Here is a 25837-nt window from a genome sequence, read left to right on the forward strand (position 1 = left end):
CCCGCGAACGCGGGAACCCATAGACAGCGTGACCGCACACTCTGCATGGATTCCCGCGTACGCGGGAATGACGATGTACGTTTGATCTGTCTCCATCTTCCTCTGCCTCGCCCGCATAACCATTAAAGCTCACGTGCGGGGGCGACATGGAAAAACAAAGCTACGTCTACATGCTATCGAGCATGCGCTATGGAACCCTCTATATAGGTGTAACATCCGACCTGATCAGACGCGTATGGCAGCATCGCGAAGGCCTGGCAGGCGGATTCACTAAGAAGTACGCCGTGAAAACCCTCGTTTGGTTCGAAACGCACGACGATATCGTCGAAGCGATCACACGTGAAAAGCAGATCAAGAAATGGAATCGCGCGTGGAAGATTGCATTAATTCAACAACATAACCCGATGTGGACGGATCTGTATCCGGAGATTGCCGGTTGACATACACCCCGTCGTTCCCGCGCAGGCGGGAATCCATGCTGATCGGCAGGGACTAGAGGCGTATAGGTTCCCGCCTGCGCGGGAACGACGGGATTCACTACCCGTGCTCCGCCAAGCCCCTGGCCGCGCGCACCGTCCCATCCTTCGCGCGCATCACCACCAGCTTCTTGTTACTCGACTCCTGATCCCGCGTCGCCTCGCGGTGCCACAGGTGGAACACTTCCGTTGCAAACGCGCCGTCCTTGCGCATCACGCCCGCGTTGAACAGCCTGACCACCAGGTCCGAATCCTCGTGCCCCCAGCCGGTGAAGCTTTCGTCGAAGCCGTTCACCAGCTCCAGGTCCGACTTCCACACCGCCAGGTTGCAGCTCTTGATGCGGCGCCACGAGAACCGGCGGCGATGACGCCAGATATCCGGCCAGCGCAGCAGCAGCTGCGCGACCTTGTTGATATGCCCCCGGAATCTGTAGGCCAGCTTGTCGCCGGCGTCGGCCTGCTGCAGGTCGATCCCCTCGGCCAGCACGCGCGCGGTGAAGGCGGGGCTGAGCAGCACGCGGCTGCCCGACACCAGGTAGCCGCGCCGCGCCAGCTTGCGGTGCTGCGAGATGAAGTCGCGCTGCGGGATGCAGTCGCCGTCGATGAAAACGATATACTCGCCAGCGGCGGCCAAAGTGCCGCGGTTGCGCGCCATCGCCGCCCGGAAGCCTTCGTCGGGCTGCCATACGTGGTGCAAGGGGACCGGCGAGCGCAATTTCAGGCTGTCGATACAGTCCTTCGTGTTGGCAGTAGAGCCGTCATCAGCGATAATGATTTCGAAATTTTTATCATCCTGGCCAAAACAGGCCTCCACGACCGCCTGCAAGGCGTCCGGCCGGTTGTAAGTCGTAATAACGACGGAAATTGTTGGTGCTTGCTGCATGTCTGTCATGGTGCTTTCAATTGCCGAAGGTAGCAGAATATCCCACCTAAGAATTAATGAACAATAACTCGATCAAACGAACGGACCCAAAACAGGCAGTTATTGGCTTCCTGATCTTTTTATTTCCATTCATTAGCCTGATTACGCCCTTCGGCATCGGTCTTTCCAGCTTCATTTTCCTGGTCGCCGCACTGTTCTTCCTGAAGCCCGGATTCGCCGCGCTGCGCCGCCATTGGCCGGCCATCCGCTGGGTCGTGATCTTTTTCGCATTTAACTTCTTCTACACGCTCGCCTGCTTCGCGCTGCGCGGCCAGGAACTCGGCGACCTTGAAAAGCCGGCCCGGATGCTGTTCGCGGTGTCGGCGATGATGCTCGTCATGGCCACAAAGCCTGACCGCAAGGCCTTGTGGTGGGGCGTGATCGGCGGGGCCTTCGTGGGCATGCTGCTGGTCGGCTACCAGCGCCTGTTCCTCGGCGAAGACCGCCCCGGCGGCCTGCTTAACGCGATTACCTTCGGCGACATCGCCTTGTCGCTCGGCCTGATCGCACTGGCGTCGATGATTGACGTGCGCGCTGTGCGCAAAGTGTTCTGGCCCGCCATCGGCGCACTGGCCGGCCTGGCCGCATCGACCATGACCGGCACGCGCGGCGGCTGGCTTGGGCTGGTCTTGTGCGGCCTGCTGTTCATCCAGCACAGCCACGTGCTGGCCAACCGCCGTGTGCGCGCCATCGTCGCGTTTACCTTCGCATTCATGGCCGCCACCTATTTCGTCCCCGAGACCGGCGTGCGCGAGCGCGTGCGCCAGGGCGTCGTCGACATCACGACCTACTTCTCGGGCGGCAGCGCGCTTACCAACGTCGGCGTGCGCCTCGAGCTTTGGAAGGCCGCCGGCATCCTGATCGGGGACGCGGCAGTGCTGGGACGCGGCGAGACAGGCTATCGCAAAGTCCTCGAGCCCCTCGTCCAGGAAGGCGAGCTCGATCCCGTCGTGCTGACGATGCCGCACTTTCATAATGAGGCGCTACAGGCGCTGGTGACCGGCGGCGTGGTGGGATTTGCCGCGTGGTTTGGCATGATCCTCGCGCCGTTCGCGTTCTTCACCCGCGCCATCAGCGTCAAGAACGCCAGCAGGCAGGAGTTCGCGACCGCGCTGGCCGGCATCCTGCTGGTGACCAGCTACTTCGGCTACGGCCTCACCGAAGTCATTTTCTGGTCGCTCAAGGGCGCCTTGTTCTACGCGCTGATGGTGTTCCTGCTGATGGGCTTCTACCTGAACGCCAAAGACGCAGGCCAGCAGCCGGGCCCGGTTTGACAGTATTGACGATAAAAAGAGATACTTCGACATGCCAAATACGATCAATGTAGTTGAGCCGACCCTGACCACCGCCGCCGGACACTGCTACAGCTTCATCACCGCGCTGTGCAGGATGGGCGACGACTCGCGCACCCTGCGCTTGTGGGCCAGCCGCAAGGTCGAGGTGACGTTCAGCGGCGCCAACGTCGAAGTCAAAAAGACATTCTTCCGCCGCATCCGCCGCGTGCAGAGTTATTTCCTGTACAAGTCGCTGCTGAAGGCGCCAGGCAAACTGTTTATATCGACCGCGCGTAATTCCGACCTCTTGATGCTGGACTGGGCCGCGCGCGGCACGGTCGTCCCTCCCAAGAAGGTCTTCCTCTACGTTCATTGGTTCAAGGCCAGCGAGAGCAAGATGGCGCGCCTGAAGGCGATCGCGCGCAAGCAGCCGAACTTCGAAATCTACGGCCCGACGCCGTCCGTGACCAAGGTGTTCCAGGACGCCGGGTTCGCCAACGCGCGCGTGGTGCCGTATCCGATCTCCAAGCCGCAGGTGCCGGCGGCGGCGCAGGCGCAGCCGTTCCGGCACGTCCTGTATGCCGGCGCTGCACGCAGCGACAAGGGGTTCTCGCAGGTGGTCGACCTGGTCGAGCGCATGCACAAGGACGGCCTGCGGATTCCGGTGGTGCTGCAAACTTCGCCGGAGCAGGCGGGAAAATACGACGCGGCCATTCGCGCCGACCTGAAACGCCTGGGCGAGATCGGCTACCCGCACCTGCGTATCCATGGCGAGACGCTGTCGCCCGAACAGTACGCGGACCTGTTCCGCGGTGCGGTGTGCCTGCAGCTGTATGACGCCGCCGCTTTCGCCGACCGCATCAGCGGCGTGACGCTTGACGCTTTCTCGCACGGCAGCCCGGTGATTTCGACACCCGGCTCGTGGATCGCGCGAATGGTGGAGCGCTTCGACGCCGGCAGCATCGTCGGCGACACTTCGCCCGACAGCGTGCTGCGCGCGGTGCAGCAGCAGATTGCCGCTTACACCGGCTATGCGCAGCGCGCGATTGCGGCCGGCGCTGTCCTGCAGGAAGAAAACAGCGCCCAGACCTTGTTTGACCTATTGACCACACCCGCTTAACGCGGGCAGAGAGACGAATGAAAGACCGGACAGTGGCCTCGCGCCTGTTTAACCTCGTAAAGCCTTACCGCGCGCGCGCCTTCCTGTCGCTGCTGGCGATGGCCGGCACCGCCGCAACCCAGCCGATGCTGGGCAAGGCGCTTGAACTTTTGCTCGACAAGGGCTTCGGTCCCAACAAGACCGGCTTCAGCCTGTGGCTGGTGCCGCTGGTCCTGCTGACGATTTTCATCATGCGCGGCGTGTTCACCTTCTCGACCGCTTACCTGAACAACTGGATCATGAGCCGCGTGCTGAACGACTTGCGCCGCATGGTGTTCGACAAGCTGCTGCGCCTTCCGGTCGCGCGCTTTCACGAAGAATCCACCGGCAAGGTAATCAACACCGTCATCGGCGACGTGCGCCAGGTGGTGGACATGATCAACTCCGTGTTCCTCGCCTTCGTGCGCGATTCCCTCGTGCTGATCGGCCTTCTGGTCGGCCTGCTGTACCTGAACTGGAAGCTGACGCTGATCGCGCTGGTGGTTATCCCGCTCACCGCGCTGATCGTCCGCACTACCACCAAGCGCCTGCGCCGTTTGAACCGCGAGAACCAGCGCGTGACCGCCGAAATGACGCAGGTGGTCGAGGAGGCCGCGCGCGGCCACCAGGTCATCCGCGTGTTCTCGGGCGAGCGTTACGAGCGGCGCCGGTTTGAAGAGCGCAGCACGGCGCTGCGCGGCTTCACCCAGCGCGCCACCGTGGCCGCTGCCGCCACCGTGCCGATCACGCAGGTCGCCACAGCGCTCGCCGTGTCGATCGTCATCGTGATGGCGATCCGCTCGGACATGACGGTCGGCGAATTCACCAATTTCATCACACTGATGCTGATGCTGCTGCAGCCGCTCAAGGCGCTGGTGGAAGTCAATGGCCCCATGCAGCGCGGATTGGCAGCAGCGGACACTGTCTTCGGCATGATCGATTCGCCGGTCGAAACCGATACCGGCACGATGGTGCTGGGCCGCGCGAAAGGACACCTGAAGCTGGAGGACGTGTCGTTCCGTTATTCTGAGCAAAACCCGCTGGCGCTGGATAAGGTCAACCTCGAGATCCTGCCGGGCCAGACGGTGGCGCTGGTCGGCGTGTCGGGCGGCGGCAAATCCACCTTCGTCAACCTGGTCACGCGCTTCTACGCGCCGAACCAGGGACGCCTCACGCTCGACGGCGTGCCGTATGACGAGATCACGCTGGCCAGCCTGCGCGAGCAGCTTGCGATGGTCAGCCAGAACGTGGTGCTGTTCGACGATACGCTCGGCGCCAACATCGCCTACGGCGCCGAGACGGTGGACCATGAACGCCTGGCTGCCGCGATCAAGGCCGCGCACCTGTCGGACGTCGTGGCGGCGCTGCCGGAAGGCGTCGACAGCCAGATCGGCGAGAATGGCATGCGCCTGTCGGGCGGACAGCGCCAGCGCGTCGCCATCGCGCGCGCCATCTACAAGGACGCGCCGATCCTGATCCTCGACGAAGCGACATCGGCGCTCGACAACGAATCCGAACGCGCCGTGCAGGCCGCGCTCGACACGCTGATGGCCGGCCGCACCACGCTGGTCATCGCGCACCGCCTGTCGACAATCGAACGCGCCGACCGCATCGTCGTCATGGAGCAGGGCCGCGTGATCGAAGCAGGCCGCCACGACGAGCTGCTGGCCGCGAACGGCATGTACGCCAACCTGTACCGCCTCCAGTTTACCAAGACCGAGCAATGAGCCAGGACCGCACCCTCATCATTTCCCCCAACTGGATCGGCGACGCCGTGATGGCGCAGCCGCTGCTCCAGCTGCTCAGCAAAAAGAATCCATCGCGGGCGATCGACGTGCTGGCGCCGCCATCCGTCGCGCCGGTCTGGCGCGCGATGAAGGAGGTCGACAACGTGCTGGTGACGCCGTTCCGCCACGGCGCGCTGCAGCTGCGCGAGCGCTGGAACTATGCCCAGGTACTGCGCGCGCGCGGTTATGCCGACGCCTACGTGCTGCCCAATACGCTCAAGTACGCGCTGATCCCGTGGCTGGCCGGCATTCCGCACCGCGTCGGTTACAAGGGCGAGATGCGCTACGGCCTGCTCAACCAGCTGCACCACGACGACCAGCCGCCGCGCGCGATGGTGCCGTTCTACGCAGCGCTGGCCGATGCGCCGCGCGACCCGCTGCGCGCCAGCCTGCCGCGTCCCGCGCTGGCGGTGAGCGATGAACAGAAACGCCTCACCCGCGGAGCGCACGGAATTGCGCTGGATAAGCCGCTGGTGGTGTTCGCGCCCGGCGCGGAATTCGGATCTGCCAAGCGCTGGCCCGCCGCGCATTTCGCCGCGCTGGCGCGCGCGATCGTGCTGGAGAACCAGGGCACGCAGGTCGCGTTGCTCGGGTCGCCGAAAGACCGGGAAGTGTGCGACGAGATTGTCGCGCTGGCGCTGGCCGCGTCGGTGCGGGTGCTCAACCTGGCCGGTGCCACCAGGCTCGATGAAGCGATTGCGCTGATTGCCAGTGCGGACGCGGTGGTGTCGAACGACTCGGGACTGCTGCACGTTGCGTCGGCGCTGAACCGTCCGGTGCTGGCGATCTACGGGCCGACGGACCCGGATCACGCGCCGCCGTTTTCGGACATGGCAAAGTCGATGTCGCTGCGGCTTGAATGCGCGCCGTGCCGGCAGCGCGAATGCCCGTTGGGGCATCACGCGTGCATGCGCGAGCTCACGCCGGATATGGTGTGGATCGAGTTGCGGAAGATGGTTGGCTGAACCGGCGTGCGCCACGTTGGCGCCTGTCTGTTGTACGATAAATCCCTCCCAACCAACGGAGCAGGACGATGTACATGGTGTACTGGACGATTCTCGAAGACGGCGCTGACACGCCTCACTCGCAGGCTTTCGATACCTCCGAAATGATCCCGGCCATGACCTTCATGGAAGGCCTGCGCAAGCGCCAGCGCGCGGGCGAGGGCGTCTGTTTCATCACCATGTCGTCCGAACACCCGGACTCGGTCGGCCACCCCGGCGTCGATGTCACCGGACCCGACTACGACTGGAAAAAGCGCCGCCGCTAAGCGTCGCGGCGCGGCCCGAACGCCTCGTCGAGCGAGAAGATCCTGCCAGTGTCCGCGGCGTCATAGCCGGTCAGCTTGTCCACCGCCTTGTGGTACTCCGGCAGCTGTAAAACCGCGATCAACTGCTGCATCAGCGGCTCCTGCAGCGCCGCCTTGGACAGCGCGAAGAAGTAGCGCTCGCGCACCAGCGGAATGAAGCCGAGATTGAACCGCTGCGCCGCGGTGCGCACGCCGACGCCGACATCGGCCATGCCGCTGGCGATATACGCCGCCACCGCCGAATGCGTGAACTCGGCATTGTGAAATCCCGTGATGCTCTTGCACGAGACCCCGGCCGCGTTGAGCATCAGCGACAGCAAGGTGCGCGTGCCGGACCCGTTCTGGCGGTTGACGAATCGCACATCGGCGCGCGCCAAATCCGCGATGCCGTTGATCCCAAGCGGATTCCGCGGCGCGACAAACAGGCCCTGGTCGCGTACCGCCACGTGGATCAGGCAGTGCTGCTCCGGATCGAGCCAGCGCATGTACACGTCCAGCATCTCCTGCTCGAATTCGCCGGTCGGCACATGGAATCCGGCCAGGTCGCACTCGCGCCGCGACAGGGCCGCGACCGCGTCGGTGCTGTTGCGGTAGCGGAGTTCAACCGGCAGCTCAACCTTGTTCAGGTGGACCATCAGCGCCGCCACCGCGAAGCCGTGGCTCGCATCCATGCGAATCATGCGCAGCTTTTCGGCGGTGATTTTCCCTAGCTCGCTTTCGAGTTCCGATGCCAGGCTGTCGAGCGTCGGCGACAGGCGCGCCGAGATGCGGCGGTCCGCCCATACCAGCTTTTGCGCCAGCGGCGTGAGCTGGGTGCCGCGTCCGCGCCCCGTCGCCAGCAGGCTTTCGCCGAACAGCGTTTCGGCTTCGCGCAGCAAGCCCCATGCGTAGCGGTAGGACAGGTTCGCGGCCTTGGCCGCCTGCGCGATCGAGCCGGTTTCCTGGATGCCCAGCAATAAGCCGAGCAGCGCCGCCGTATCCATGGCGGGCTGCGCACCGAAGCTGATTTCCCAATGCGGACGAATGTTCACTTTAAGCATATGCTTTAAATAGCCTATTTTTTAACCATTTGCATCATGATACGCTCCGCAAACAATAAAAGTTGTACAGGATATATGCTTTTTTGAGCATATTCGAGGTCAAATAAAATAGTGGAGCGAGACAATGGCTTTTCTGGATTTTCTAGATAAGAAACACACGATTGCGGGTCCGGGCTTTAACCGCTGGCTGGTTCCGCCCGCAGCGCTGGCAATTCACCTGTGCATTGGCATGGCCTACGGTTTTTCCGTATTCTGGCTGCCGCTGTCGAAAGCGATCGGCATCACCGAGTCCCTGGCGTGTTCCGCGGATATGGGTTTCATGGCGCAGATCATGTCCAGCACCTGTGACTGGAAGATCTCGATGCTGGGCTGGATGTACACCTTGTTCTTCGTCTTCCTCGGTTTGGCCGCCTGGCTGTTCGGCGGCTGGCTCGAGCACGCAGGCCCGCGCAAGGCCGGCCTGGTCTCGGCAGTGTGCTGGTGCGGCGGCCTGGTGATTTCGGCCTTCGGCATCTACACCCACCAGATCTGGCTGATGTGGCTCGGTTCCGGCGTCATCGGCGGTATCGGCCTCGGCCTCGGCTACATTTCGCCCGTATCGACCCTGATCAAATGGTTCCCGGACCGCCGCGGCATGGCGACCGGCATGGCCATCATGGGCTTCGGCGGCGGCGCGATGATCGGCGCACCGCTGGCGAATATGCTGATGACCTACTTCGCGACCCCGACCTCGGTAGGCGTCTGGGAGACCTTCCTGGCCCTGGCTGCGATCTACTTCGTGTTCATGGTGGCCGGCGCACTGACCTACCGCGTGCCTGCCACCGGCTGGAAGCCTGAAGGCTGGACTCCGCCGGCCCCTACCGCCAACACGATGATCACCGCGCGCCACGTGCACGCCAGCCGCGTATGGGGCATTCCGCAGTTCTGGCTGATCTGGGGCGTGCTGTTCCTGAACGTCTCGGCCGGTATCGGCATCCTGGGCATGGCGTCGCCACTGCTGCAGGAAGTCTTCGGCGGCCGCCTGATCGGCGTCGACCTCGGCTTCAATGACCTCGACGCCACGCAAAAGGGCCAGATCGCCGCGATTGCCGCCGGCTTCACCGGCCTGCTGTCGCTGTTTAACATCGGCGGCCGCTTCGCATGGGCGTCCTGCTCCGACTACATCGGCCGCAAGGCAACCTACTTCATCTTCCTGATACTCGGGTTTATACTGTACGTATCGATTCCGTCGATGGCGCACACCGGCCAGCTGGCACTGTTTGTGGGCTTCATCTGCATTATCCTGTCGATGTACGGCGGCGGCTTTGCGACCGTACCGGCTTACCTGGCTGACCTGTTTGGCACGCAGATGGTGGGTGCAATCCACGGCCGCCTGCTCACCGCCTGGGCTGCGGCTGGTGTACTTGGTCCGATCCTGATCAACTACATCCGCGAGTACCAGATCGCCAACGGCGTGCCGAAGGCGCAAGCCTACGACGTGACGATGTATGTCCTGGCCGGCCTGGTCGCGCTGGGCGTGCTGCTTAACGCGATGATCCGTCCGCTGGACAACAAGCACTTCATGACCGACGACGAACTGAAAGCCGAAAAGAGGCTGGCCCAGGAACGCGAAGTCACCGCGGCCACCGGCCCGCGTGTCGACAGCGGCGGTAGCGTTGGAGTCGGCAGCAACCCTGTCGTTACGACGTTCGCCTGGGCAGCAGTCGGCATCCCGCTGATGCTCGGCATATGGATCACGCTGCAGAAGGCGTCGGTGCTTTTCAAGTAATTGAGTAATCGAAATCGCGCGGGGGCGGCCACGAGCCGTTCCCGCGCTTGTTGAACTACCCAGGATTAAATCATGAACCACCCCATCATCCCGATCGCAGTGCAGGGCGCCAGCCGTGAGCGCAAGCGCCAGGCCCCGAAAGGGCGCCGCGTCGAACCGCAGGCGCTGGCCGAAGTGCAGGCGCTGCTTGGCGACGAATCGCGCCAGGCCGACCTGCTGATCGAGCACCTGCATAAAATCCAGGACCGCTACGGCTGCCTGTCGGCGCCGCACCTGGCCGCGCTTGCGCAGGAAATGCGCCTGGCCCAGACCGAGGTGTATGAGGTGGCTACCTTTTACCACCACTTTGACGTCGTCAAGGAAGGCGAAGATGCTCCCGCCGCCCTGACGGTGCGCGTCTGCGACGGCCTCTCGTGCGAGATGGCCGGCGCGCGCGATTTGATCAACAAGTTGCCAAGCATCCTTGGCCGCGATGTGCGCATCGTACCGAGCCCGTGCATCGGCCGCTGCGAGCAGGCGCCCGCGGCGCTGGTTGGCCAGCATCCGGTGCCATTTGCGACCGCTGAAGAAATCGCCGCCAAGGTCACCGCAGGCGAAACGAAACACGTACCAACCGGATTTGTCGACTACGCGGCGTATCGCGCCAGCGGCGGCTACGCGCTGCTGCGCGACTGCGTCGCAGGCGTGCATGACATCGAATCCGTCATCGCCACGATGGAAAGCTCGGGCCTGCGCGGCCTTGGCGGCGCAGGCTTCCCCGCCGGCCGCAAATGGCGCATTGTGCGCAGCGAGCCCGCACCGCGCCTGATGGCCGTGAACATCGACGAAGGCGAACCGGGCACCTTCAAGGACCGCTTCTACCTCGAGCGCGATCCGCACCGCTTTATCGAAGGCGCGCTGATCGCCGGCTGGGCGGTCGACGTCGAGACCATCTTCATTTACCTGCGCGACGAATACCACGGCTGCCGCGCGATGCTCGAAGCCGAACTGGAAAAGCTGCGCGCAGATCCGCCTGTGCCGGGAATGCCGAAGCTGGTGCTGCGCCGTGGCGCCGGCGCCTACATCTGCGGCGAAGAATCCGCGATGATCGAATCGATCGAAGGCAAGCGCGGCATGCCGCGCCTGCGTCCGCCGTACGTGGCGCAGGTCGGCCTGTTCGGCATGCCTACGCTGGAACACAACTTTGAAACCCTGCACTGGGTGCGCGACATCCTGGAAAAGGGCGCCGACTGGTTCGGCAGCCATGGCCGCAACGGCCGCAAGGGCCTGCGTTCGTTCTCGGTGTCGGGGCGGGTCAAGGAACCGGGCGTCAAGCTGGCGCCGGCCGGCATCACTATCCAGGAGCTGATCGACGAATACTGCGGCGGCATGCTGGACGGCCAGCAGTTCTACGGCTACCTGCCGGGCGGCGCATCGGGCGGCATCTTGCCCGCGTCGATGAACAACATCCCGCTCGACTTCGACACGCTGCAGCAGTACGGCTGCTTCATTGGCTCGGCTGCCGTGGTCATCCTGTCGGACCGCGACACCGCCACCAAGGCAGCTGTGAACACCATGAAGTTCTTCAAGCACGAGTCCTGCGGCCAGTGCACGCCGTGCCGCGTCGGCACCGCCAAGGCACTCGACCTGATGGAGCAGCCGGTCTGGAACGTCACCCTGCTCGATGAACTGTCCCGCGTGATGCGTGACGCGTCGATCTGTGGCCTCGGCCAGGCCGCGCCGAATCCGTTCGACTGTGTCGTCCAATACTTCCCACATGAGCTGACCAAATGAACGTGACCGCCCTCAAGTTCGAAATCAACGGCCGCGAGGTCGAGGCCTTTGCCAACGAGACGCTGATTGCAGTGGCCGACCGCGAAGGCATCGAGATTCCGCGCCTGTGCTACAAGCCGGGCATGGAAGAAGTCGGCAACTGCCGTTCCTGCATGGTCGAAATCGACGGCGAGCGCGTGCTCGCGCCGTCGTGCTGCCGCTTCCCGACGCCGGGCATGAAGGTCAGCACCGACAGCAAGCGCGCAGTCGCGGCCCAGAAGATGGTGCTCGAACTGCTGATGTCCGACATGCCGGAGAGGGAATACACGCGCCATAACGAGCTCGATTTCTGGGCCGGCAAGATGGCGCTGGGCCGTCCGCGCTTCGCCGCGCGCGCCCAGGTGGCGCGCGACGCCTCGCACGCCGCGATCACCGTCAACCTCGACGCCTGCATCCAGTGCACCCGCTGCGTACGCGCCTGCCGCGACGAGCAGGTCAACGACGTGATCGGCTTTGCCTTCCGCGGCGAGTCGAGCAAGATCGTGTTCGACATGGATGACCCGATGGGCAATTCCACCTGCGTCGCCTGCGGCGAATGCGTACAGGCCTGCCCGACCGGAGCCCTGATGCCGGCGCGCGAGGCCGCGCTGTCGGTCCCGGACAAGAAGGTCGATTCGGTCTGCCCGTATTGCGGCGTCGGCTGCCAGCTGACGTACAACGTCAAGGACAACAAGATTTTGTACGTCGAAGGACGCGACGGCCCGGCCAACCACGGCCGCCTGTGCGTCAAGGGGCGCTACGGTTTCGACTACGCGCACCACCCGCACCGACTGACCAAGCCGCTGATTCGCCGCGAAGGCATGCCGAAGACCGGCGACTTCAAGATGGACCCGGACCGCGTGATGGACGTGTTCCGCGAGGCCACCTGGGAAGAAGCGCTGGAAGTCGCCGGCGGCAAGCTGGCGCGGATCCGCGATACCTTCGGCAAGCGCTCGCTGGCCGGCTTTGGCTCGGCCAAGGGCAGCAACGAAGAAGCCTACCTGTTCCAGAAGCTTGTGCGCACCGGTTTCGGCAGCAACAACGTCGACCACTGCACGCGCCTGTGCCACGCATCGTCGGTCGCGGCGCTGCTGGAAGGGATTGGATCGGGCGCGGTATCGAACCCGGTCATGGACGTGACGCTCGCCGATGTGGTTATCGTGATCGGCGCCAACCCGACCGTGAACCACCCGGTGGCGGCAACCTGGATCAAGAACGCGATCAAGCACGGCACCAAGCTGGTCGTGTGCGACCCGCGCAAATCCGACCTTGCGCGCAGCGCCCACCGCTACCTGCAGTTCAAGCCTGACACCGACGTCGCGCTGCTCAACGCGATGATGCATGTGATCGTCAGCGAAGGCCTGGTCGACGCCGACTTCATCTCCAGCCGCACGATCGGCTACGCCGAGCTGGAACAGAACGTCGCCGGGTACAGCCCGGAGCTGATGGCGCCGATCTGCGGCATCGACGCCGACACCATCCGCTACGTGGCGCGCCTGTACGCGACCTCGAAGGCATCGATGATCCTGTGGGGCATGGGCATTTCGCAGCACATCCACGGCACCGACAACGCGCGCTGCCTGATCGCGCTGGCGCTGATGACCGGCCAGATCGGCCGTCCAGGCACCGGCCTGCATCCGCTGCGCGGCCAGAACAACGTGCAGGGCGCATCCGACGCGGGCCTGATCCCGATGATGTTCCCAGACTATCAGCGCGTCGATAATCCTGCCGCGCATGCCAAGTTCGAAAAGGCATGGGGCATGAAGCTGGACGACAAGCCGGGCCTGACCGTGGTCGAGATCATGGACGCGATCCTGCGCAGGGAAGTACGCGGCATGTACATCATGGGCGAGAACCCGGCGATGTCCGACCCCGACGCCAACCATGCGCGCGAATCGCTCGCCGCGCTTGACCACCTGGTCGTGCAGGACATCTTCCTGACCGAGACCTGCTACCTCGCCGACGTGATCCTGCCAGCTTCCGCCTTCCCGGAAAAAACCGGCAGCTTCACCAACACCGACCGCCTCGTGCAGATCGGCCGCCAGGCGATCAATCCGCCGGGCGACGCGAAGCAGGACCTGTGGATCATCCAGCAGATGGCGCACAAGCTTGGCCTCGACTGGCAGTACGGCCACGTGTCGGAAGTATTCGACGAGATGCGCCACACGATGCCTAGCATCGGCGGCATCACGTGGGAGCGCCTGGAGCGCGAACACGCGGTCACCTATCCGTGCGCGGTGGAGGGCGACCCTGGCCAGTCAGTGGTGTTCACCGAAACCTTCCCGCGCGAGTCTGGCCGCGCGCGCTTCGTGCCGGCCGATATCATCCCGGCCAACGAGCGTCCTGACGCCGAGTACCCGATGGTGCTGATCACCGGCCGCCAGCTCGAACACTGGCATACCGGCAGCATGACCCGCCGCGCCACGGTGCTCGACGCGATCGAGCCGGATCCTGTGGCGCTGGTCCATCCGCTCGACCTGTCCGCGATGGGCGGCAAGCCGGGCGACGTGATCACCATCGAATCGCGCCGCGGCACGGTCACCTTATACGCGCGCGCCGACGACAGCTCGCCGCGCGGTGCGATCTTCGTCCCGTTCTGCTACTACGAGGCGGCGATCAACAAGCTGACCAATGCCGCCTTGGATCCGTACGGCAAGATCCCCGAGTTCAAATATTGCGCCATCCGTGTCGCCTTGGGCGGCACGGTCGAAGAGCAAGGTTCGTACGGTGGAGGACAGATACTGGAAGACATGGCACAATCGCCAGCATGACAAATTCGCCATTCCGGTACAGGCCGCAGCTGTCGGAAGCCGCTGCCAGCCTCACGCATGACGTCGAGGTTGTGGATGAGCGCGGCCGCCGTTCGGTGATCGCGATTCCGGCCGAGCGGCCGCTGACCGTGTATGTCGACAAGCGCGAACTGGTGACCCTGATGACCCTGGGCGGCGCGCCGGAAGCGCTGACCCTCGGCTACCTGCGCAACCAGCGCCTCGTCAAATCCATCGAGGACATCGTCTCGGTGCAGGTCGACTGGTCGGTCGACGCGGTGGCGGTCGTCACACGCCACGGCATCGCCAACGTCGAAGAACGCACGTCCAAAAAAGTGGTGACGACCGGCTGCGGCCAGGGCTCGGTGTTCGGCGGCCTGATGGACGACATCGAACAGATCTCTCTGCCGCCGGATGCGCGCCTGCGCCAGTCGACCATCTACCGGATCGTCGAAACGATCCGCACGCAGCAGTCGATCTACAAACAGGCTGGCTCGGTGCACGGCTGCGCGCTGTTCTCGAAGGACGGCGAGCTGCTGTACTTCGTCGAAGACGTCGGCCGCCACAACGCGGTGGACGCCATCGCCGGCAAGATGTGGCTCGAGCAGATGGACGGCGGCGACAAGGTGTTCTACACGACCGGCCGCCTGACTTCCGAAATGGTGATCAAGGGCGCGCAGATGGGGATACCCTTCCTGCTCTCGCGCTCCGGCACCACGCAGATGGGCCACATGGTGGCCGGTAAGGTCGGCATGACCTTGCTGGCGCGCTGCACCGGCAAGCACTTCCTCTTATTGACGGGGCATGACAAGATCGATTTCGAGCCGCAGCTGCTCGAAGTAGCGCCCCGCATCGCCTGATGTCCCTCGCCGACGCAACCGCTGCCGCCTTCGGACTGCTCGTGTCGGGCGATGCGACGCTGTGGCAGATCATCTGGGTGTCCCTCAAGACCAGCGTCATCGGGCTGCTGCTGGCGACGCCCGTTGCGGTGCTGCTCGGGTATGCGATCGCCAGCTATCGTTTTCCCGGCCGGCGCATCGCGATCTGGCTTGCGCAGGCGGCCCTGTCGCTGCCGACGGTGCTGATTGGACTGCTGCTGTACCTGCTGCTGTCGCGCCACGGGCCGTGGGGCGCGCTGCACTGGCTGTTCACCCAGCCCGGCATCATCTTCGGACAGTTCATCATCGCGATGCCGGTGCTGGTCGCCTTCACGCTGGCCGCGGTGCAGGCGGCCGACCCGCGTTTCGCCGAGACTGCGATCGCGCATGGCGCCTCGCCGTGGCGCGTGATGACGACGGTGCTGCATGAAGTCCGCTTCGGCGTGATGGCGGCCGTGATCAGCGGCTTCGGGCGCGTGATCTCGGAGGTCGGCTGCGCGCTCATGGTAGGCGGGAACATCGCTGGCGAAACGCGCACGATCACCACCGCCATCGCGCTCGAAACCAGCAAGGGCGAGTTCGCGCAAGGGATCGCGCTTGGCATCGTGCTGGTCGCGATCGCGCTGCTGATGAACGGCGCACTGATGCTGCTGCAGGGCGATGCCCATGCGGCGAGGGGCAGGGCATGAGCGCCCTGATCCGCATCGCGCGCCTGCGCAAATCCTTTGGCGACCGCCCGCAGTTCGACATCGAACGGTTCTCGCTCAAGGCTGGCCACGCCTACGTGCTGACCGGCGTGAACGGTGCGGGCAAGAGCACACTCCTGCGGATACTGGCGGGACTCGAGGGCGCTGAGGCGGAGGGCGTGACGTTCGCAGGCCAGGCCACGACGCTGTCACCGTATCCGGCAGCGATGCGCGCCGCGGTGGTTTACGTTCACCAGCACCCTGTGATGTTTTCAACCAGCGTCGCTGCGAATATTGGCTATGGACTGACTGTGCGCGGCATGCCGAAGGCGAAGGTGGCGCAGCAGGTGGACGAAGCGATGGAATGGGCCGGCGTGGCGCACCTGCGCGACAGCGACCCATCGCGCCTGTCGGGCGGCGAGAAGCAGCGCATCGCGCTGGCGCGGGCCAAAGTGCTTGAACCGAAATTGCTGCTGCTGGACGAACCGACGGCAAACCTGGACGGCGCCGCGCGCGAACAAGTGCTGGCGTTGATACCGCAGTTGGTCAGGGAGGGCACGTGCGTGGTGATGGCCTGCCATGACCGTGATTTGATTGGGCTGCCTGGAGTCGGGCGCCTGAAGCTGCGTGATGGGAAGCTTGAACGGCGCGACGCTGACCGCGATGGCCCGGCAATCGCTCTCGTAACCTAACAACGTCATTCCCGCTTCCGCGGGAATGACGGATCTGGAGATAACTAATATGAACTTTCGAACCCTGATCACATTTGCAGTGCTCGCGATTGCGTCAACGGCTCAAGCCCAGCAAGTCATCCGCCTCTCCACCACCACCAGCACCGAAAGCTCCGGCCTGCTGGCCCATCTGCTACCGGCATTCGAAGCGAAGACCAACACCAAGGTCCACGTCATCTCGGTAGGCACGGGCAAGGCGCTCGAACTGGCAAAGAACGGCGACGTCGACGTGACCCTGGTCCACGCACGCGCGGCCGAAGACAAGTTCGTGGCCGATGGCCACGGCGTCGATCGCCGCGACGTCATGTACAACGACTTTATCGTGGCCGGGCCGGTGGCCGATCCGGCCGGCGTGAGGGGCAACAAGGACGTCATCGCGTCGTTCAAAAAGATCGCATCGAGCGGCGCGAAGTTCATCTCGCGCGGCGACAACTCGGGCACCGACGTGATGGAAAAATCATACTGGAAGCTGGCCGGCGCCCAGCCAGCACCAGGCGCCTACATCTCCGCTGGCCTCGGCATGGGCGAAGTGCTGACGATGGCCGCCGAACTGCAGGCCTATACCCTGACCGACCGCGCAACCTACGGCGCCTACAAGGCAAAGACCGGCCTGGCCGTGCTGGTCGAGGGCGACAGTAAAATGTACAACCCGTACGGGATCATTGCGGTGAACCCGGTGCGCCATCCGGGCGTGAACAACAAGGGCGCAAAGCTGCTGATCGACTGGATCACATCGCCGGAAGGGCAGCAGAAGATCGCCTCGTTCCGGCCTGCAGGGCAGCAGTTGTTCTTTCCGTTAGCGCGTTAATCGTTAGCGCCGCGCCCCCAGCAATCGCAGGACTTCCTCGGCGGCGGGCGCGGACGAAGCCGGGTTCTGCCCCGTCACAAGGCTTCCCTCGGTGACCACATACGGTTTCCAGTCCGGCCCCTTGCTGTAGCGCGCTTCGTTCTCGAGCAGCGCGTCTTCCAAAAGGAAGGGCACGATGGTGGTCAGCTGCACCGCTTCCTCTTCGCTGTTGGTAAAACCCGTGACGCGCCGGTGGCGTACCAGCGGCCCTTCGTCGGGGGCGGTCGCGTTCAGCAGCGCGGCGAGCGCGTGGCACACGGCTGCGACTACCTTTCCCTGCGCGTACATATTCTCGATAAGCTGGATTGAGTGTTCATCGGTGGCGAGGTCCCACAAGGGGCCGTGGCCACCCGGATAGAACACCGCGTCGTAATCCTCGTCGGAGATGTCCTTCAGCTGGACCGTGTTCGCCAGCACCTTTTGTGCATCCGGGTCGGACTTGAAGCGTTTGGTTGCCTCGGTCTGCGCGTCCGGTTCGTCGCTTTTCGGATCGAGCGGCGGCTGGCCGCCCTTGGGCGAAGCGAGCGTGATCTTCGCGCCCGCATCCTTGAAAACGTAATACGGCGCGGCGAATTCTTCCAGCCAGAAACCGGTTTTCTTTCCAGTATCGCCGAGCTTGTCGTGCGACGTCAGCACCATCAGGATGTTCATGTTGCCCTCCCGTGTTTTCGTACGGAGAGCTTACCCCGAATTGGTCAGCGCACGTTTTGAAGCACGAAGCTTTCTTGGCGGCAGCTGCTGTACGAACGCTTGATTTGTCCCTCGCTGCAACTACGCGATTCGCCGCGCTTGTTGTAGCACACGTGGACTTCGCGCAGGAAGCGTCCGCCGGCGGCACAGAACGGCAGTACCGAATACTGTTGCAGTTTCGGGTTCGCGCGCTTGAACGCCTGGACGAATTCGCCGTAGCTGACACGCACCGGTGACGAAGGCTGCTGGAAGGCGGGCGGAATCGCAACCTGGCTCTTCAGCTTTCCCGACAAGACAAAGTAGCCGGCCGGATCGAGGCCCGAACAGCTGCCGTGCTTCTTCCACTCATGCTCCGCCAGCCGTTCCGACGGGAACAGCGAGCTGTACTTGTCCTTCACGTGGCGCGGCAGTTTCTCCGTCGAACAGTTTTCCGGGTAGCCACGCTCGTGCTGGGGCCACAGGCCATGCAGGACGAAGCCCAGGCGGCGGCCAATCGCGCACTGGTCTGGATCGTTGCGGGTGGCGCAGTACGACGGCGACCAACTGAGCGCCACGGCGTAGTAATCGAATTGACCCGGGGCGTCAGAAGGACGCCTCGCCTCAGCGTTAAAGCCAAGGGCGGCCGTGACCACGACCAAAAGGATTTTGATTACGTGCATGTGTGTCCAGGAAGGATTTTTGATGGCGGCATCAAGCCGCGATGTGCGCATTCTACATGCCTCCTCAGCGACCATCTTCGGGCCGGGAGGGTGATGGTATAGTGGCAATCTTTACGCCAAATGGACAGGACGCCTTTCCCATGAAAACATTATCTACCAGGATGAAGTATCTGCGGAGCCGCGAGGCCTTCTCAGCTATTGTGCTACCGGCCGTAATCGTCTGGGGATGGTTGAACACGGGCGGTGACATCGCCTGGAGTTTGCGCATCGCCGCGCTGGCGATGCTGGCCTATATTCTGGTGCAAGGCACACTGTACTGGCATCTCAAACTGCGTTCGCTCGAAGATCAAACACCACTACCGGCGTACTTTGATATGGTGTTCCGCAGCTTTAAATGGTCGAACGTGATCGCAATCGGGACTATGCTGCTTGTCCTGCTTCTGGCCGATCGGAATTCCGTGTCGGAGGCTGATATTGGGTGGTCGGTTGGCTTGCTCGCTGGCGCCGTGCTCGAACATATCAACTATTATCATTATCAACTGATGTACGACACGCGCGCGTCCTTCGGCCACTTGCTGCGTAATTGCCGCCTGCGCAAAGCCGCGCTGGGGATCGATCTTGCCCAGTCCGGTTCAAAAGCAGGGCGCGCGGCTGCAGCGTAACGGTCTCGGCGCTTCCGCTCCGCCGTCGCGAATGTGACACATTGCGTTGAACAGTGGCAACAATGCAGCGTCGGACCGGAATCCCCGCCATAATGGACTCGGGCACCCTTTGCGCCGAACTCCAGCATGTCCATTCAATTCGAAGAATTCGATTCCTTTTCCGAAGGTCCGTCAGCGCCGCCCCAGGCGGCGGCGCCACTCGTTCGCCTTCAATACCTGCTCGACAACACTCCGGCAATCATCTACAGCTCGGTAGCCAGCGGCGATTTCAAGATGACCTTCGTCAGCAACAACGTGGTCAACGTGCTTGGATATCGCCCGGAGGAGATGACCGATGACCCGAACTTCTGGTTCGACCATTTGCATCCTGAAGATGCTTCCGAAATTTTTTCCAGCCTCGCCCAGCTGTTCGTCGAGGGAGAGCGCACTTACGAGTACCGGTTCCGCGCCGCAAACGGTGACTATTTGTGGATGCATGACAAGCTTCGGCTGATCCGCGACGAGAACGGCGTGCCGCTGGAAGTGATTGGTTCCATGACCAATATCTCGGAACACATCCAGATGGAACTTGCGCTGCAGGCGCAGGGCGAGGAACAGGTGCGCCTGATCGCGCGCCTGCGTGACGCCCATGATCAATTGCTCCAGTCTGAGAAGATGGCCTCGATCGGCCAGCTTGCCGCGGGGATCGCGCACGAGATCAACAATCCGGTTGGCTTCGTCAACTCGAACATGGGCACGCTGAAAAATTATCTCGCGACGCTGTTCTGCGTGATCGAAGGATACGATGAGGCCGTCTCCGGCGCTGCGCCCGGTTCATCCGTTGCGCGGCGGCTGGCCGAGATCCGCAAGAACTCCGAACTGGACTACCTGAAGGAAGACACCGCCGACCTGATCCGCGAATCGATGGACGGGCTCAAGCGCGTGAAGGATATCGTCCAGGCGCTTAAGGATTTTTCGCATGTCGGCGAGAGCGACTGGCAGCCGGCCGACCTTCACCACGGCATCGACAGCACGCTCAATATCGTCGCAAACGAGATCAAGTACAAGGCGACCGTCGAGAAGCACTACGGCCAGCTGCCCGAGGTAACGTGCATGGCGTCGCAGCTGAACCAGGTCTTCATGAACCTGCTCGTCAACGCCGCGCATGCGATCACCGTCAATGGGCTGATCACGATTCGCACGGGCGCGGGGAACGGCTGGGTATGGGTGGCGATCAGCGATAACGGCTGCGGCATCCCGGCGGAAAACCTGAACCGCATCTTCGAACCATTTTTCACCACCAAGCCGGTCGGCAGCGGCACCGGGCTGGGCCTGTCGCTGTCGTACAGCATCGTCAACAAGCATGGCGGGCGGATCGAGGTCGATTCAAAGGTCGGTGTTGGCACCACCTTCACGGTACGGCTGCCTGTGACGCAGCCCGAGGTTGGGTCTACATCAGGATGACGTCGTACTGTTCCTGGTGATAGCTGGTCTCGACCTGCAGCGAAATGCGCTTTCCGATGAAGTCGCCCAGCATCGCCAGGTGCTGCGACTCTTCTTCGAGGAACAGGTCGACCACTTCCTGCGACGCGAGGATGCGGAATTCGCGCGGGTTGAATTGCTTCGCTTCGCGCAGCAGCTCGCGCAGGATCTCGTAGCAGATCGTACGGCTGGTTTTCACCTGGCCCTTGCCCGAACATGCGGGGCACGGCTCGCACAGGATATGCGCCAACGACTCGCGCGTGCGCTTCCTCGTCATCTCCACCAGGCCAAGCGCCGAGAAGCCCGATACCGACACCTTGGTGCGGTCGCGCGCCAGCGCCTTCTTCAGCTCCGCCAGCACCGCGTTACGGTGCTCGTTGTTCTCCATGTCGATGAAGTCCAGGATGATGATGCCGCCCAGGTTACGCAGGCGAAGCTGGCGCGCGATCGCGTGCGCCGCTTCGAGGTTGGTCTTGAAGATCGTGTCCGCGAAATTGCGGCCGCCGACGAAGCCGCCGGTGTTCACGTCGATGGTGGTCATCGCCTCGGTCTGGTCGACGATCAGGTAGCCGCCGGACTTCAGGTCCACGCGGCGGCCCAGCGCGCGCAGGATCTCTTCCTCGACGCCATACAGGTCGAACAGCGGCCGCTCGCCGGTGTAGTGCTGGAGGCGCGACAGCACGCTTGGCGTGTATGCCTGGGCGAATTCGACCAGCTTGACGTGGTTCTCGCGCGAGTCGACCTGGATCGAGGCCGTCTCGTCGTGCACGAAGTCGCGCATCACGCGCTGGGCGAGGTTCAGGTCCTGGTACAGCAGGCTGGTAGCAGGGCGCGTGCGTGCGCCATGCACGATGGCCGCCCAGGTCTTGCGCAGGTAGTCGACGTCGGCGGCGAGGTCGGCGTCGGGCGCCTCTTCCGCCATCGTGCGCACGATGTAGCCGCCTTTTTCTTCTGGCGGCAGAAGGCTTTGCAGGCGCGTGCGCAGCAGCTCGCGGTCGGATTCCTTTTCGATCTTTTGCGAGATGCCGATGTGGCAGTCCTGCGGCAGGTACACCAGCATGCGGCCGGCGATCGAGACCTGTGTGGACAGGCGCGCGCCCTTGGTGCCGATCGGGTCTTTGATGACCTGCACGGTCAGCACCTGGCCGTCGAACAGGATCTTTTCAATCGGGGTAGGAGCGACGTTGGCGCCTTCGTGGCTGCGCGCTTCCCAGATGTCGGCGACGTGCAGGAAGGCCGCGCGTTCGAGGCCGATGTCGATGAAGGCCGACTGCATGCCGGGCAGGACGCGCACCACTTTGCCTGAGTAGACATTGCCAGCCAGGCCGCGCGTGAGCGTGCGCTCGATATGCAGTTCCTGTACGGCTCCTTGCAGGATCAGCGCGACGCGCGTCTCTTGCGGGGTGATGTTAATCAGGATGTCTTCGTTCATGGGGCGCAAGCGGCAGCTGGGGAAAGCATGATGATACACGGGCGCGGGGAGGGCCGGGGTGTTGGCCGCAGGGGAGTGATGTGCATGGCGGATGCGCGCAAGCGCGCATCCGCCGAACACCAATTGTTTAAGCCAGCGGAATGCCCGCTTTGCGCAGCAGGTTCGCCGTCTCGTAAAGCGGCAGGCCCATGATGCCCGAGTGGCTGCCTTCGATATGCTCGACAAACAGCGCCGCGAGGCCCTGGATACCGTAGCCGCCGGCCTTGTCATACGGCTCGCTGGTGGCGCAATAGGCCTTGATCGAAGCGAGACTGAGCTTGGCGAAGCGGACGTCGGACACCTGCGTGAACTGCTCGGCGAGGTCGGTGTAATGCACCGCCACCGACGTCAGAACCTGGTGGGTGCGGCCGGACAGTTTTTCAAGCATGGCGATCGCCTCATCGTGCGATGCAGGCTTGCCGAGGATTTCACCATCGACGGTCACGGTGGTGTCGGCAGCAAGCACGGGGCGAACCTTCATGCGCCGCTGGTGCACCATGTTCCACGCGAATGCGGCTTTTTCGTTGGCGACGCGCGCGACGTAATCGGCTGGCGATTCATCGTCGTAAACTTCTTCGGTCACATCAGGTCCGCGAACCGTGTCATTACGTAGCATGAGCAGTTCGAACTCCACGCCGATTTGCCGGAGCAGTTCCCGTCTGCGCGGGCTTTTAGAAGCTAGATATATTTTTCTCTCGTGCGGTCTCATCGAATCTTCCAGCAGTTACTCAAACGCGATGATAGGGGTGATTCTGCGTGATCGACCACGCCCTATACAATTGCTCGGCAAGCATAACACGCACAATCCCGTGCGGGAGTGTCATGCTGGAAATTCGTATTAGCATTTCGGCACGTGCTTTGAGGGCCGGATCGAGGCCGTCGGCCCCGCCGATCAGGAAGGCGGTGTCGCGCCCGTCCTGCTGCCAGGTTTCGAGCTGCTGCGACAAGCCGACGCTGGTCAGGTCCTTGCCGCGCTCGTCGAGGGCGATGATGCGCACGTTTTTGGGAAGGACCGCTTCGATGCGCTCGCGTTCGAGCGCCATGGCGGTGGCCGCTGTCTTGCTGCCGGAGCGGTCGACCGGCTTGACTTCCTTGAGCACGATGCGCAGCTCGGGAGGCATGCGCTTCGTGTACTCGGAAAAGCCGGTCTCAATCCACGCCGGCATCTTGTGGCCAACCGCAGCGATAATCAGCTGCATCGGCGCTTACTCTGCTGCTTTCTTGACGGCGCGCTTGATGACCTTCTTGACCGGAGCTGCGTCAGCTGGCGCTTTTGGCGCTGCTGCCTTCTTCGGCAATGCCTTCAGCGCCTTGACGGCAGCCGCTTCGGTCTTGCTCGGTGCGACCTTCACGACCTTGCCGGCTGGAGCGGCGGCCTTCTTGGCTGCGGCCCTCTTCGGCTTGTCTGCGGTTGCAACTGCCTTCTTGGCAGGCGCCTTGCGTTCGCGGACCGGCTTGACTTCAGGGGCTTCCTGGGTCGATGCGAGGTGCTTCGAGCGAGTCTTCGGCACAGCTTCGGCCGCTTCGGTGGTCGACTTGCGCTTGGCGGCGCCCAGCTTGACTGGCTTGTCGCCCCAGATCTCTTCGAGGCGATAGTATTGGCGGATCGGCGCTTGCATGATGTGGACGATCATGTCGCCCAAATCGACCAGCACCCATTCGCCGGTATCTTCACCCTCGACGCCGATGATGTCGCCGCCGGCTTCCTTGACCTTGTCGCGTACCGATGCGGCGAGCGCCTTGGTCTGGCGGTTGGAGGTACCCGAGACGACGGCGATGCGGTCGAACAGGCTGGTAAGGTGGGTGGTGTCGAACACTGTGATGTCCTGGCCCTTGATGTCTTCAAGAGCGTCCACGACGATCGCTTGCAGTTTTTTGATATCCATTATCTTTTGTATAATTTATGTTGTTGAATATAGTCTAGCACTACCGGGGAGATAAGCGAGTTTGGCATCTCGCCCCGTTGTAATGCGGTTCGTATCTGAGTGGCGGATATATCGACCGCCAGCGCTTCCGCCAGGTACACCTTGCCTGACGGCGCAGAGCGGAGCTGCTCGATGCCGCTCCGGCGCTTTTCAAGTTCCTCGGCCACCGCGGCGGGCAGGGCGGCATTGGCCAGGTCGAAACCGGGCCGCGCGCCCACGCCGATGTGGGCGTAGTCGAACAGCTGGCGCCAATCGCGCCAGCTGTCCAGTTGCTGCAACTGGTCCGCGCCCATCAGGAACACGATCGAGGCATCGGGTCCGAGTTCGGCGCGCACATTGCGCAGCGTGTCGATGGTATAGGTCGGCGCGGTGCGCTCGACCTCCTGCAGGTCGAACGCCACCGGCAGCCCGGCTTCGCCGAAGGCCAGTCCCAGCATCGCCATGCGGTCTTCGGCGCTGGTCTTCAAGCCGCTCTTCTGCCACGGGCTACCCGCCGGGACAACGCGTAGCTGGTCAGGGTTCAGCAGGTTGGCAAACAAAGTGGCCAGCGCCACGTGACCATGATGGACGGGGTCGAAACTGCCTCCCAGCAGTGCGACGCAGAATGTCACGTAGCCAGCCAGTCGCGGTGAACGAGGAAGTCGGTGTACAGCTTCGCTTCGACAGTGCCGGCTTCCGGCTTCCAGTCGTAGCGCCATTTCACGATCGGAGGCATCGACATCAGGATCGCCTCGGTCCGTCCGCCCGACTGCAGGCCGAAGTGGGTGCCGCGGTCGAACACCAGGTTGAATTCGACATAGCGGCCGCGCCGGTAAGCCTGGAAGTCGCGTTCGCGCTCGCCGTATTCCATGTCCTTGCGGCGATTCAGGATCGGCAGGTAGGCGTTGATGAAGCTGTCGCCGACGCTTTGCGTCATCGCGAAGCTTTGTTCGGCGCCGGCCGAATTGAAGTCGTCGAAGAAGATACCGCCGACGCCGCGCGGCTCCTTGCGGTGCTTCAGGTAGAAGTAATCGTCGCACCAGGCCTTGAAGCGCGGGTAGAGGTCTTCGCCGAAAGGCGCAAGCGCGTCAAGGCAGGTCTGGTGGAAGTAGCGCGCGTCTTCCTTGAAGCCGTAGTACGGAGTCAGGTCCATGCCGCCGCCGAACCACCACACCGGCTCCTGGCCTTCGGCGGTGGTGGTGAAAAAGCGCACGTTCATGTGCACCGTCGGCGCATACGGATTGCGCGGATGGAGCACCAGCGACGCGCCCATCGCTTCCCACGCGCGGCCCGCCAGTTCCGGGCGGCTGGCCATTGCCGACGGCGGCAGGTTGGCGCCGGTCACGTGCGAGAAATTGACGCCGCCGCGTTCAAAGACATTGCCTTCCTCGACCAGGCGCGACACGCCGCCGCCGCCTTCCGGGCGAGTCCACTCATCGCGCAGGAACTGCTTGCCGTCGACGTCTTCAAGCGCATTCACGATGCGCGACTGAAGGTCGATAAGCCAGGCTTTGACAGCCGCAGGGGAGGGGGAAGACATCGGGATCTTGATCGGGGAATAAAAAAGTGAGGACA

Annotated in this window: 25 protein-coding genes; 15 read left to right on the forward strand and 10 right to left on the reverse strand. The window is 63.2% G+C overall.

Annotated features, from left to right (window positions below; all coding sequences use genetic code 11):
- The first annotated feature begins 146 nt into the window (after positions 1-146).
- Positions 147-440, forward strand: coding sequence for a GIY-YIG nuclease family protein (locus HHL21_RS08870; RefSeq protein WP_169464889.1), 294 nt, complete (start codon positions 147-149; stop codon positions 438-440).
- 97 nt (positions 441-537) lie between these two features.
- On the opposite strand, the gene HHL21_RS08875 is transcribed toward HHL21_RS08870, so the two are convergent.
- Positions 538-1368, reverse strand: a complete 831-nt coding sequence (locus tag HHL21_RS08875; protein WP_308640226.1) for a glycosyltransferase family 2 protein — start codon at positions 1366-1368, stop codon at positions 538-540.
- A 47-nt stretch (positions 1369-1415) separates the two neighbouring features.
- Between HHL21_RS08875 and HHL21_RS08880 the strand changes: the two genes are divergently transcribed.
- The 5 genes from HHL21_RS08880 (at position 1416) to HHL21_RS08900 (ending at position 6867) form a co-directional block, all read left to right on the forward strand.
- Entirely contained in the window at positions 1416-2672 is a 1257-nt protein-coding gene (locus HHL21_RS08880) for an O-antigen ligase family protein (RefSeq protein ID WP_169464890.1), read from the forward strand.
- 31 nt (positions 2673-2703) lie between these two features.
- Positions 2704-3792 carry a glycosyltransferase family protein gene (locus HHL21_RS08885; protein WP_169464891.1) on the forward strand — a complete coding sequence of 363 codons (1089 nt, stop codon included), beginning with the start codon at positions 2704-2706 and terminating at the stop codon, positions 3790-3792.
- A gap of 17 nt (positions 3793-3809) precedes the next feature.
- Positions 3810-5537, forward strand: coding sequence for a lipid A export permease/ATP-binding protein MsbA (gene msbA, locus HHL21_RS08890; protein ID WP_169464892.1), 1728 nt, complete (start codon positions 3810-3812; stop codon positions 5535-5537).
- Entirely contained in the window at positions 5534-6562 is a 1029-nt protein-coding gene (gene waaF, locus HHL21_RS08895; RefSeq protein ID WP_169464893.1) for a lipopolysaccharide heptosyltransferase II, read from the forward strand. Before msbA ends, waaF begins: the two co-directional genes overlap by 4 nt.
- A 68-nt stretch (positions 6563-6630) precedes the next feature.
- On the forward strand, positions 6631-6867 hold the full coding sequence (locus HHL21_RS08900) for a hypothetical protein (protein WP_169464894.1): 237 nt from the start codon (positions 6631-6633) through the stop codon (positions 6865-6867).
- Here HHL21_RS08900 and HHL21_RS08905 read toward each other — a convergent pair.
- Positions 6864-7946 carry a substrate-binding domain-containing protein gene (locus HHL21_RS08905; RefSeq protein ID WP_169464895.1) on the reverse strand — a complete coding sequence of 361 codons (1083 nt, stop codon included), beginning with the start codon at positions 7944-7946 and terminating at the stop codon, positions 6864-6866. The two genes, HHL21_RS08900 and HHL21_RS08905, sit on opposite strands and share 4 nt — an antisense overlap.
- 124 nt (positions 7947-8070) lie before the next feature.
- On the opposite strand from HHL21_RS08905, the gene HHL21_RS08910 reads away from it, so the two are divergent.
- The 7 genes from HHL21_RS08910 to HHL21_RS08940 all read left to right on the forward strand — a co-directional run bounded on the left by HHL21_RS08910 (position 8071) and on the right by HHL21_RS08940 (position 17376).
- Positions 8071-9714, forward strand: coding sequence for an OFA family MFS transporter (locus tag HHL21_RS08910; RefSeq protein ID WP_169464896.1), 1644 nt, complete (start codon positions 8071-8073; stop codon positions 9712-9714).
- A 72-nt stretch (positions 9715-9786) separates the two neighbouring features.
- Positions 9787-11487, forward strand: coding sequence for an NAD(P)H-dependent oxidoreductase subunit E (locus tag HHL21_RS08915; RefSeq protein WP_169464897.1), 1701 nt, complete (start codon positions 9787-9789; stop codon positions 11485-11487).
- Complete coding sequence (gene fdhF, locus HHL21_RS08920; RefSeq protein WP_169464898.1) at positions 11484-14276, forward strand: formate dehydrogenase subunit alpha; 2793 nt, start codon at positions 11484-11486, stop codon at positions 14274-14276. Before HHL21_RS08915 ends, fdhF begins: the two co-directional genes overlap by 4 nt.
- Positions 14273-15133, forward strand: coding sequence for a formate dehydrogenase accessory sulfurtransferase FdhD (locus tag HHL21_RS08925; protein WP_169464899.1), 861 nt, complete (start codon positions 14273-14275; stop codon positions 15131-15133). Before fdhF ends, HHL21_RS08925 begins: the two co-directional genes overlap by 4 nt.
- Positions 15133-15840, forward strand: a complete 708-nt coding sequence (locus HHL21_RS08930; RefSeq protein WP_169464900.1) for an ABC transporter permease — start codon at positions 15133-15135, stop codon at positions 15838-15840. The genes HHL21_RS08925 and HHL21_RS08930 overlap by 1 nt, the downstream gene beginning before the upstream one ends.
- Positions 15837-16529: an energy-coupling factor ABC transporter ATP-binding protein gene (locus HHL21_RS08935; RefSeq protein WP_169464901.1), complete on the forward strand. Its 693-nt coding sequence runs from the start codon at positions 15837-15839 to the stop codon at positions 16527-16529. Before HHL21_RS08930 ends, HHL21_RS08935 begins: the two co-directional genes overlap by 4 nt.
- Before the next feature lie 49 nt (positions 16530-16578).
- Positions 16579-17376, forward strand: coding sequence for an ABC transporter substrate-binding protein (locus tag HHL21_RS08940; RefSeq protein ID WP_169464902.1), 798 nt, complete (start codon positions 16579-16581; stop codon positions 17374-17376).
- 3 nt (positions 17377-17379) lie between these two features.
- Here the strand turns inward: HHL21_RS08940 and HHL21_RS08945 are convergent, their stop codons facing one another.
- Together HHL21_RS08945 and HHL21_RS08950 are read right to left on the reverse strand one after the other, a co-directional pair.
- Entirely contained in the window at positions 17380-18066 is a 687-nt protein-coding gene (locus tag HHL21_RS08945; protein ID WP_169464903.1) for a type 1 glutamine amidotransferase domain-containing protein, read from the reverse strand.
- 44 nt (positions 18067-18110) lie between these two features.
- Positions 18111-18764 carry a ribonuclease T2 family protein gene (locus HHL21_RS08950; RefSeq protein ID WP_169464904.1) on the reverse strand — a complete coding sequence of 218 codons (654 nt, stop codon included), beginning with the start codon at positions 18762-18764 and terminating at the stop codon, positions 18111-18113.
- Between the two features lie 140 nt (positions 18765-18904).
- Here HHL21_RS08950 and HHL21_RS08955 point away from each other — a divergent pair, with 140 nt between their 5' ends.
- The gene (locus HHL21_RS08955) at positions 18905-19426 is read left to right on the forward strand and encodes a hypothetical protein (RefSeq protein WP_169464905.1); all 522 of its coding nucleotides are present in this window, start codon (positions 18905-18907) and stop codon (positions 19424-19426) included.
- Between the two features lie 126 nt (positions 19427-19552).
- Positions 19553-20869 carry an ATP-binding protein gene (locus HHL21_RS08960; RefSeq protein ID WP_169464906.1) on the forward strand — a complete coding sequence of 439 codons (1317 nt, stop codon included), beginning with the start codon at positions 19553-19555 and terminating at the stop codon, positions 20867-20869.
- On the opposite strand, the gene rng is transcribed toward HHL21_RS08960, so the two are convergent.
- From rng to hemF, 6 genes are all read right to left on the reverse strand, one after another.
- Positions 20856-22319: a ribonuclease G gene (gene rng, locus HHL21_RS08965; protein ID WP_169464907.1), complete on the reverse strand. Its 1464-nt coding sequence runs from the start codon at positions 22317-22319 to the stop codon at positions 20856-20858. The two genes, HHL21_RS08960 and rng, sit on opposite strands and share 14 nt — an antisense overlap.
- A 127-nt stretch (positions 22320-22446) precedes the next feature.
- Entirely contained in the window at positions 22447-23067 is a 621-nt protein-coding gene (locus HHL21_RS08970) for a Maf family protein (protein WP_169464908.1), read from the reverse strand.
- 19 nt (positions 23068-23086) lie between these two features.
- Complete coding sequence (gene rlmH, locus HHL21_RS08975) at positions 23087-23557, reverse strand: 23S rRNA (pseudouridine(1915)-N(3))-methyltransferase RlmH (RefSeq protein WP_169464909.1); 471 nt, start codon at positions 23555-23557, stop codon at positions 23087-23089.
- A 6-nt stretch (positions 23558-23563) separates the two neighbouring features.
- Entirely contained in the window at positions 23564-24244 is a 681-nt protein-coding gene (gene rsfS / locus HHL21_RS08980) for a ribosome silencing factor (RefSeq protein ID WP_169464910.1), read from the reverse strand.
- Complete coding sequence (locus tag HHL21_RS08985) at positions 24244-24894, reverse strand: nicotinate-nucleotide adenylyltransferase (protein WP_169464911.1); 651 nt, start codon at positions 24892-24894, stop codon at positions 24244-24246. Before HHL21_RS08985 ends, rsfS begins: the two co-directional genes overlap by 1 nt.
- Positions 24891-25802, reverse strand: coding sequence for an oxygen-dependent coproporphyrinogen oxidase (gene hemF, locus HHL21_RS08990; RefSeq protein ID WP_169464912.1), 912 nt, complete (start codon positions 25800-25802; stop codon positions 24891-24893). Before hemF ends, HHL21_RS08985 begins: the two co-directional genes overlap by 4 nt.
- Positions 25803-25837: the final 35 nt, after the last annotated feature.

The sequence above is a fragment of the Massilia polaris genome, assembly GCF_012927275.1.
In the GTDB taxonomy this organism is placed as follows: Bacteria; Pseudomonadota; Gammaproteobacteria; order Burkholderiales; family Burkholderiaceae_D; genus Telluria_A; species Telluria_A polaris.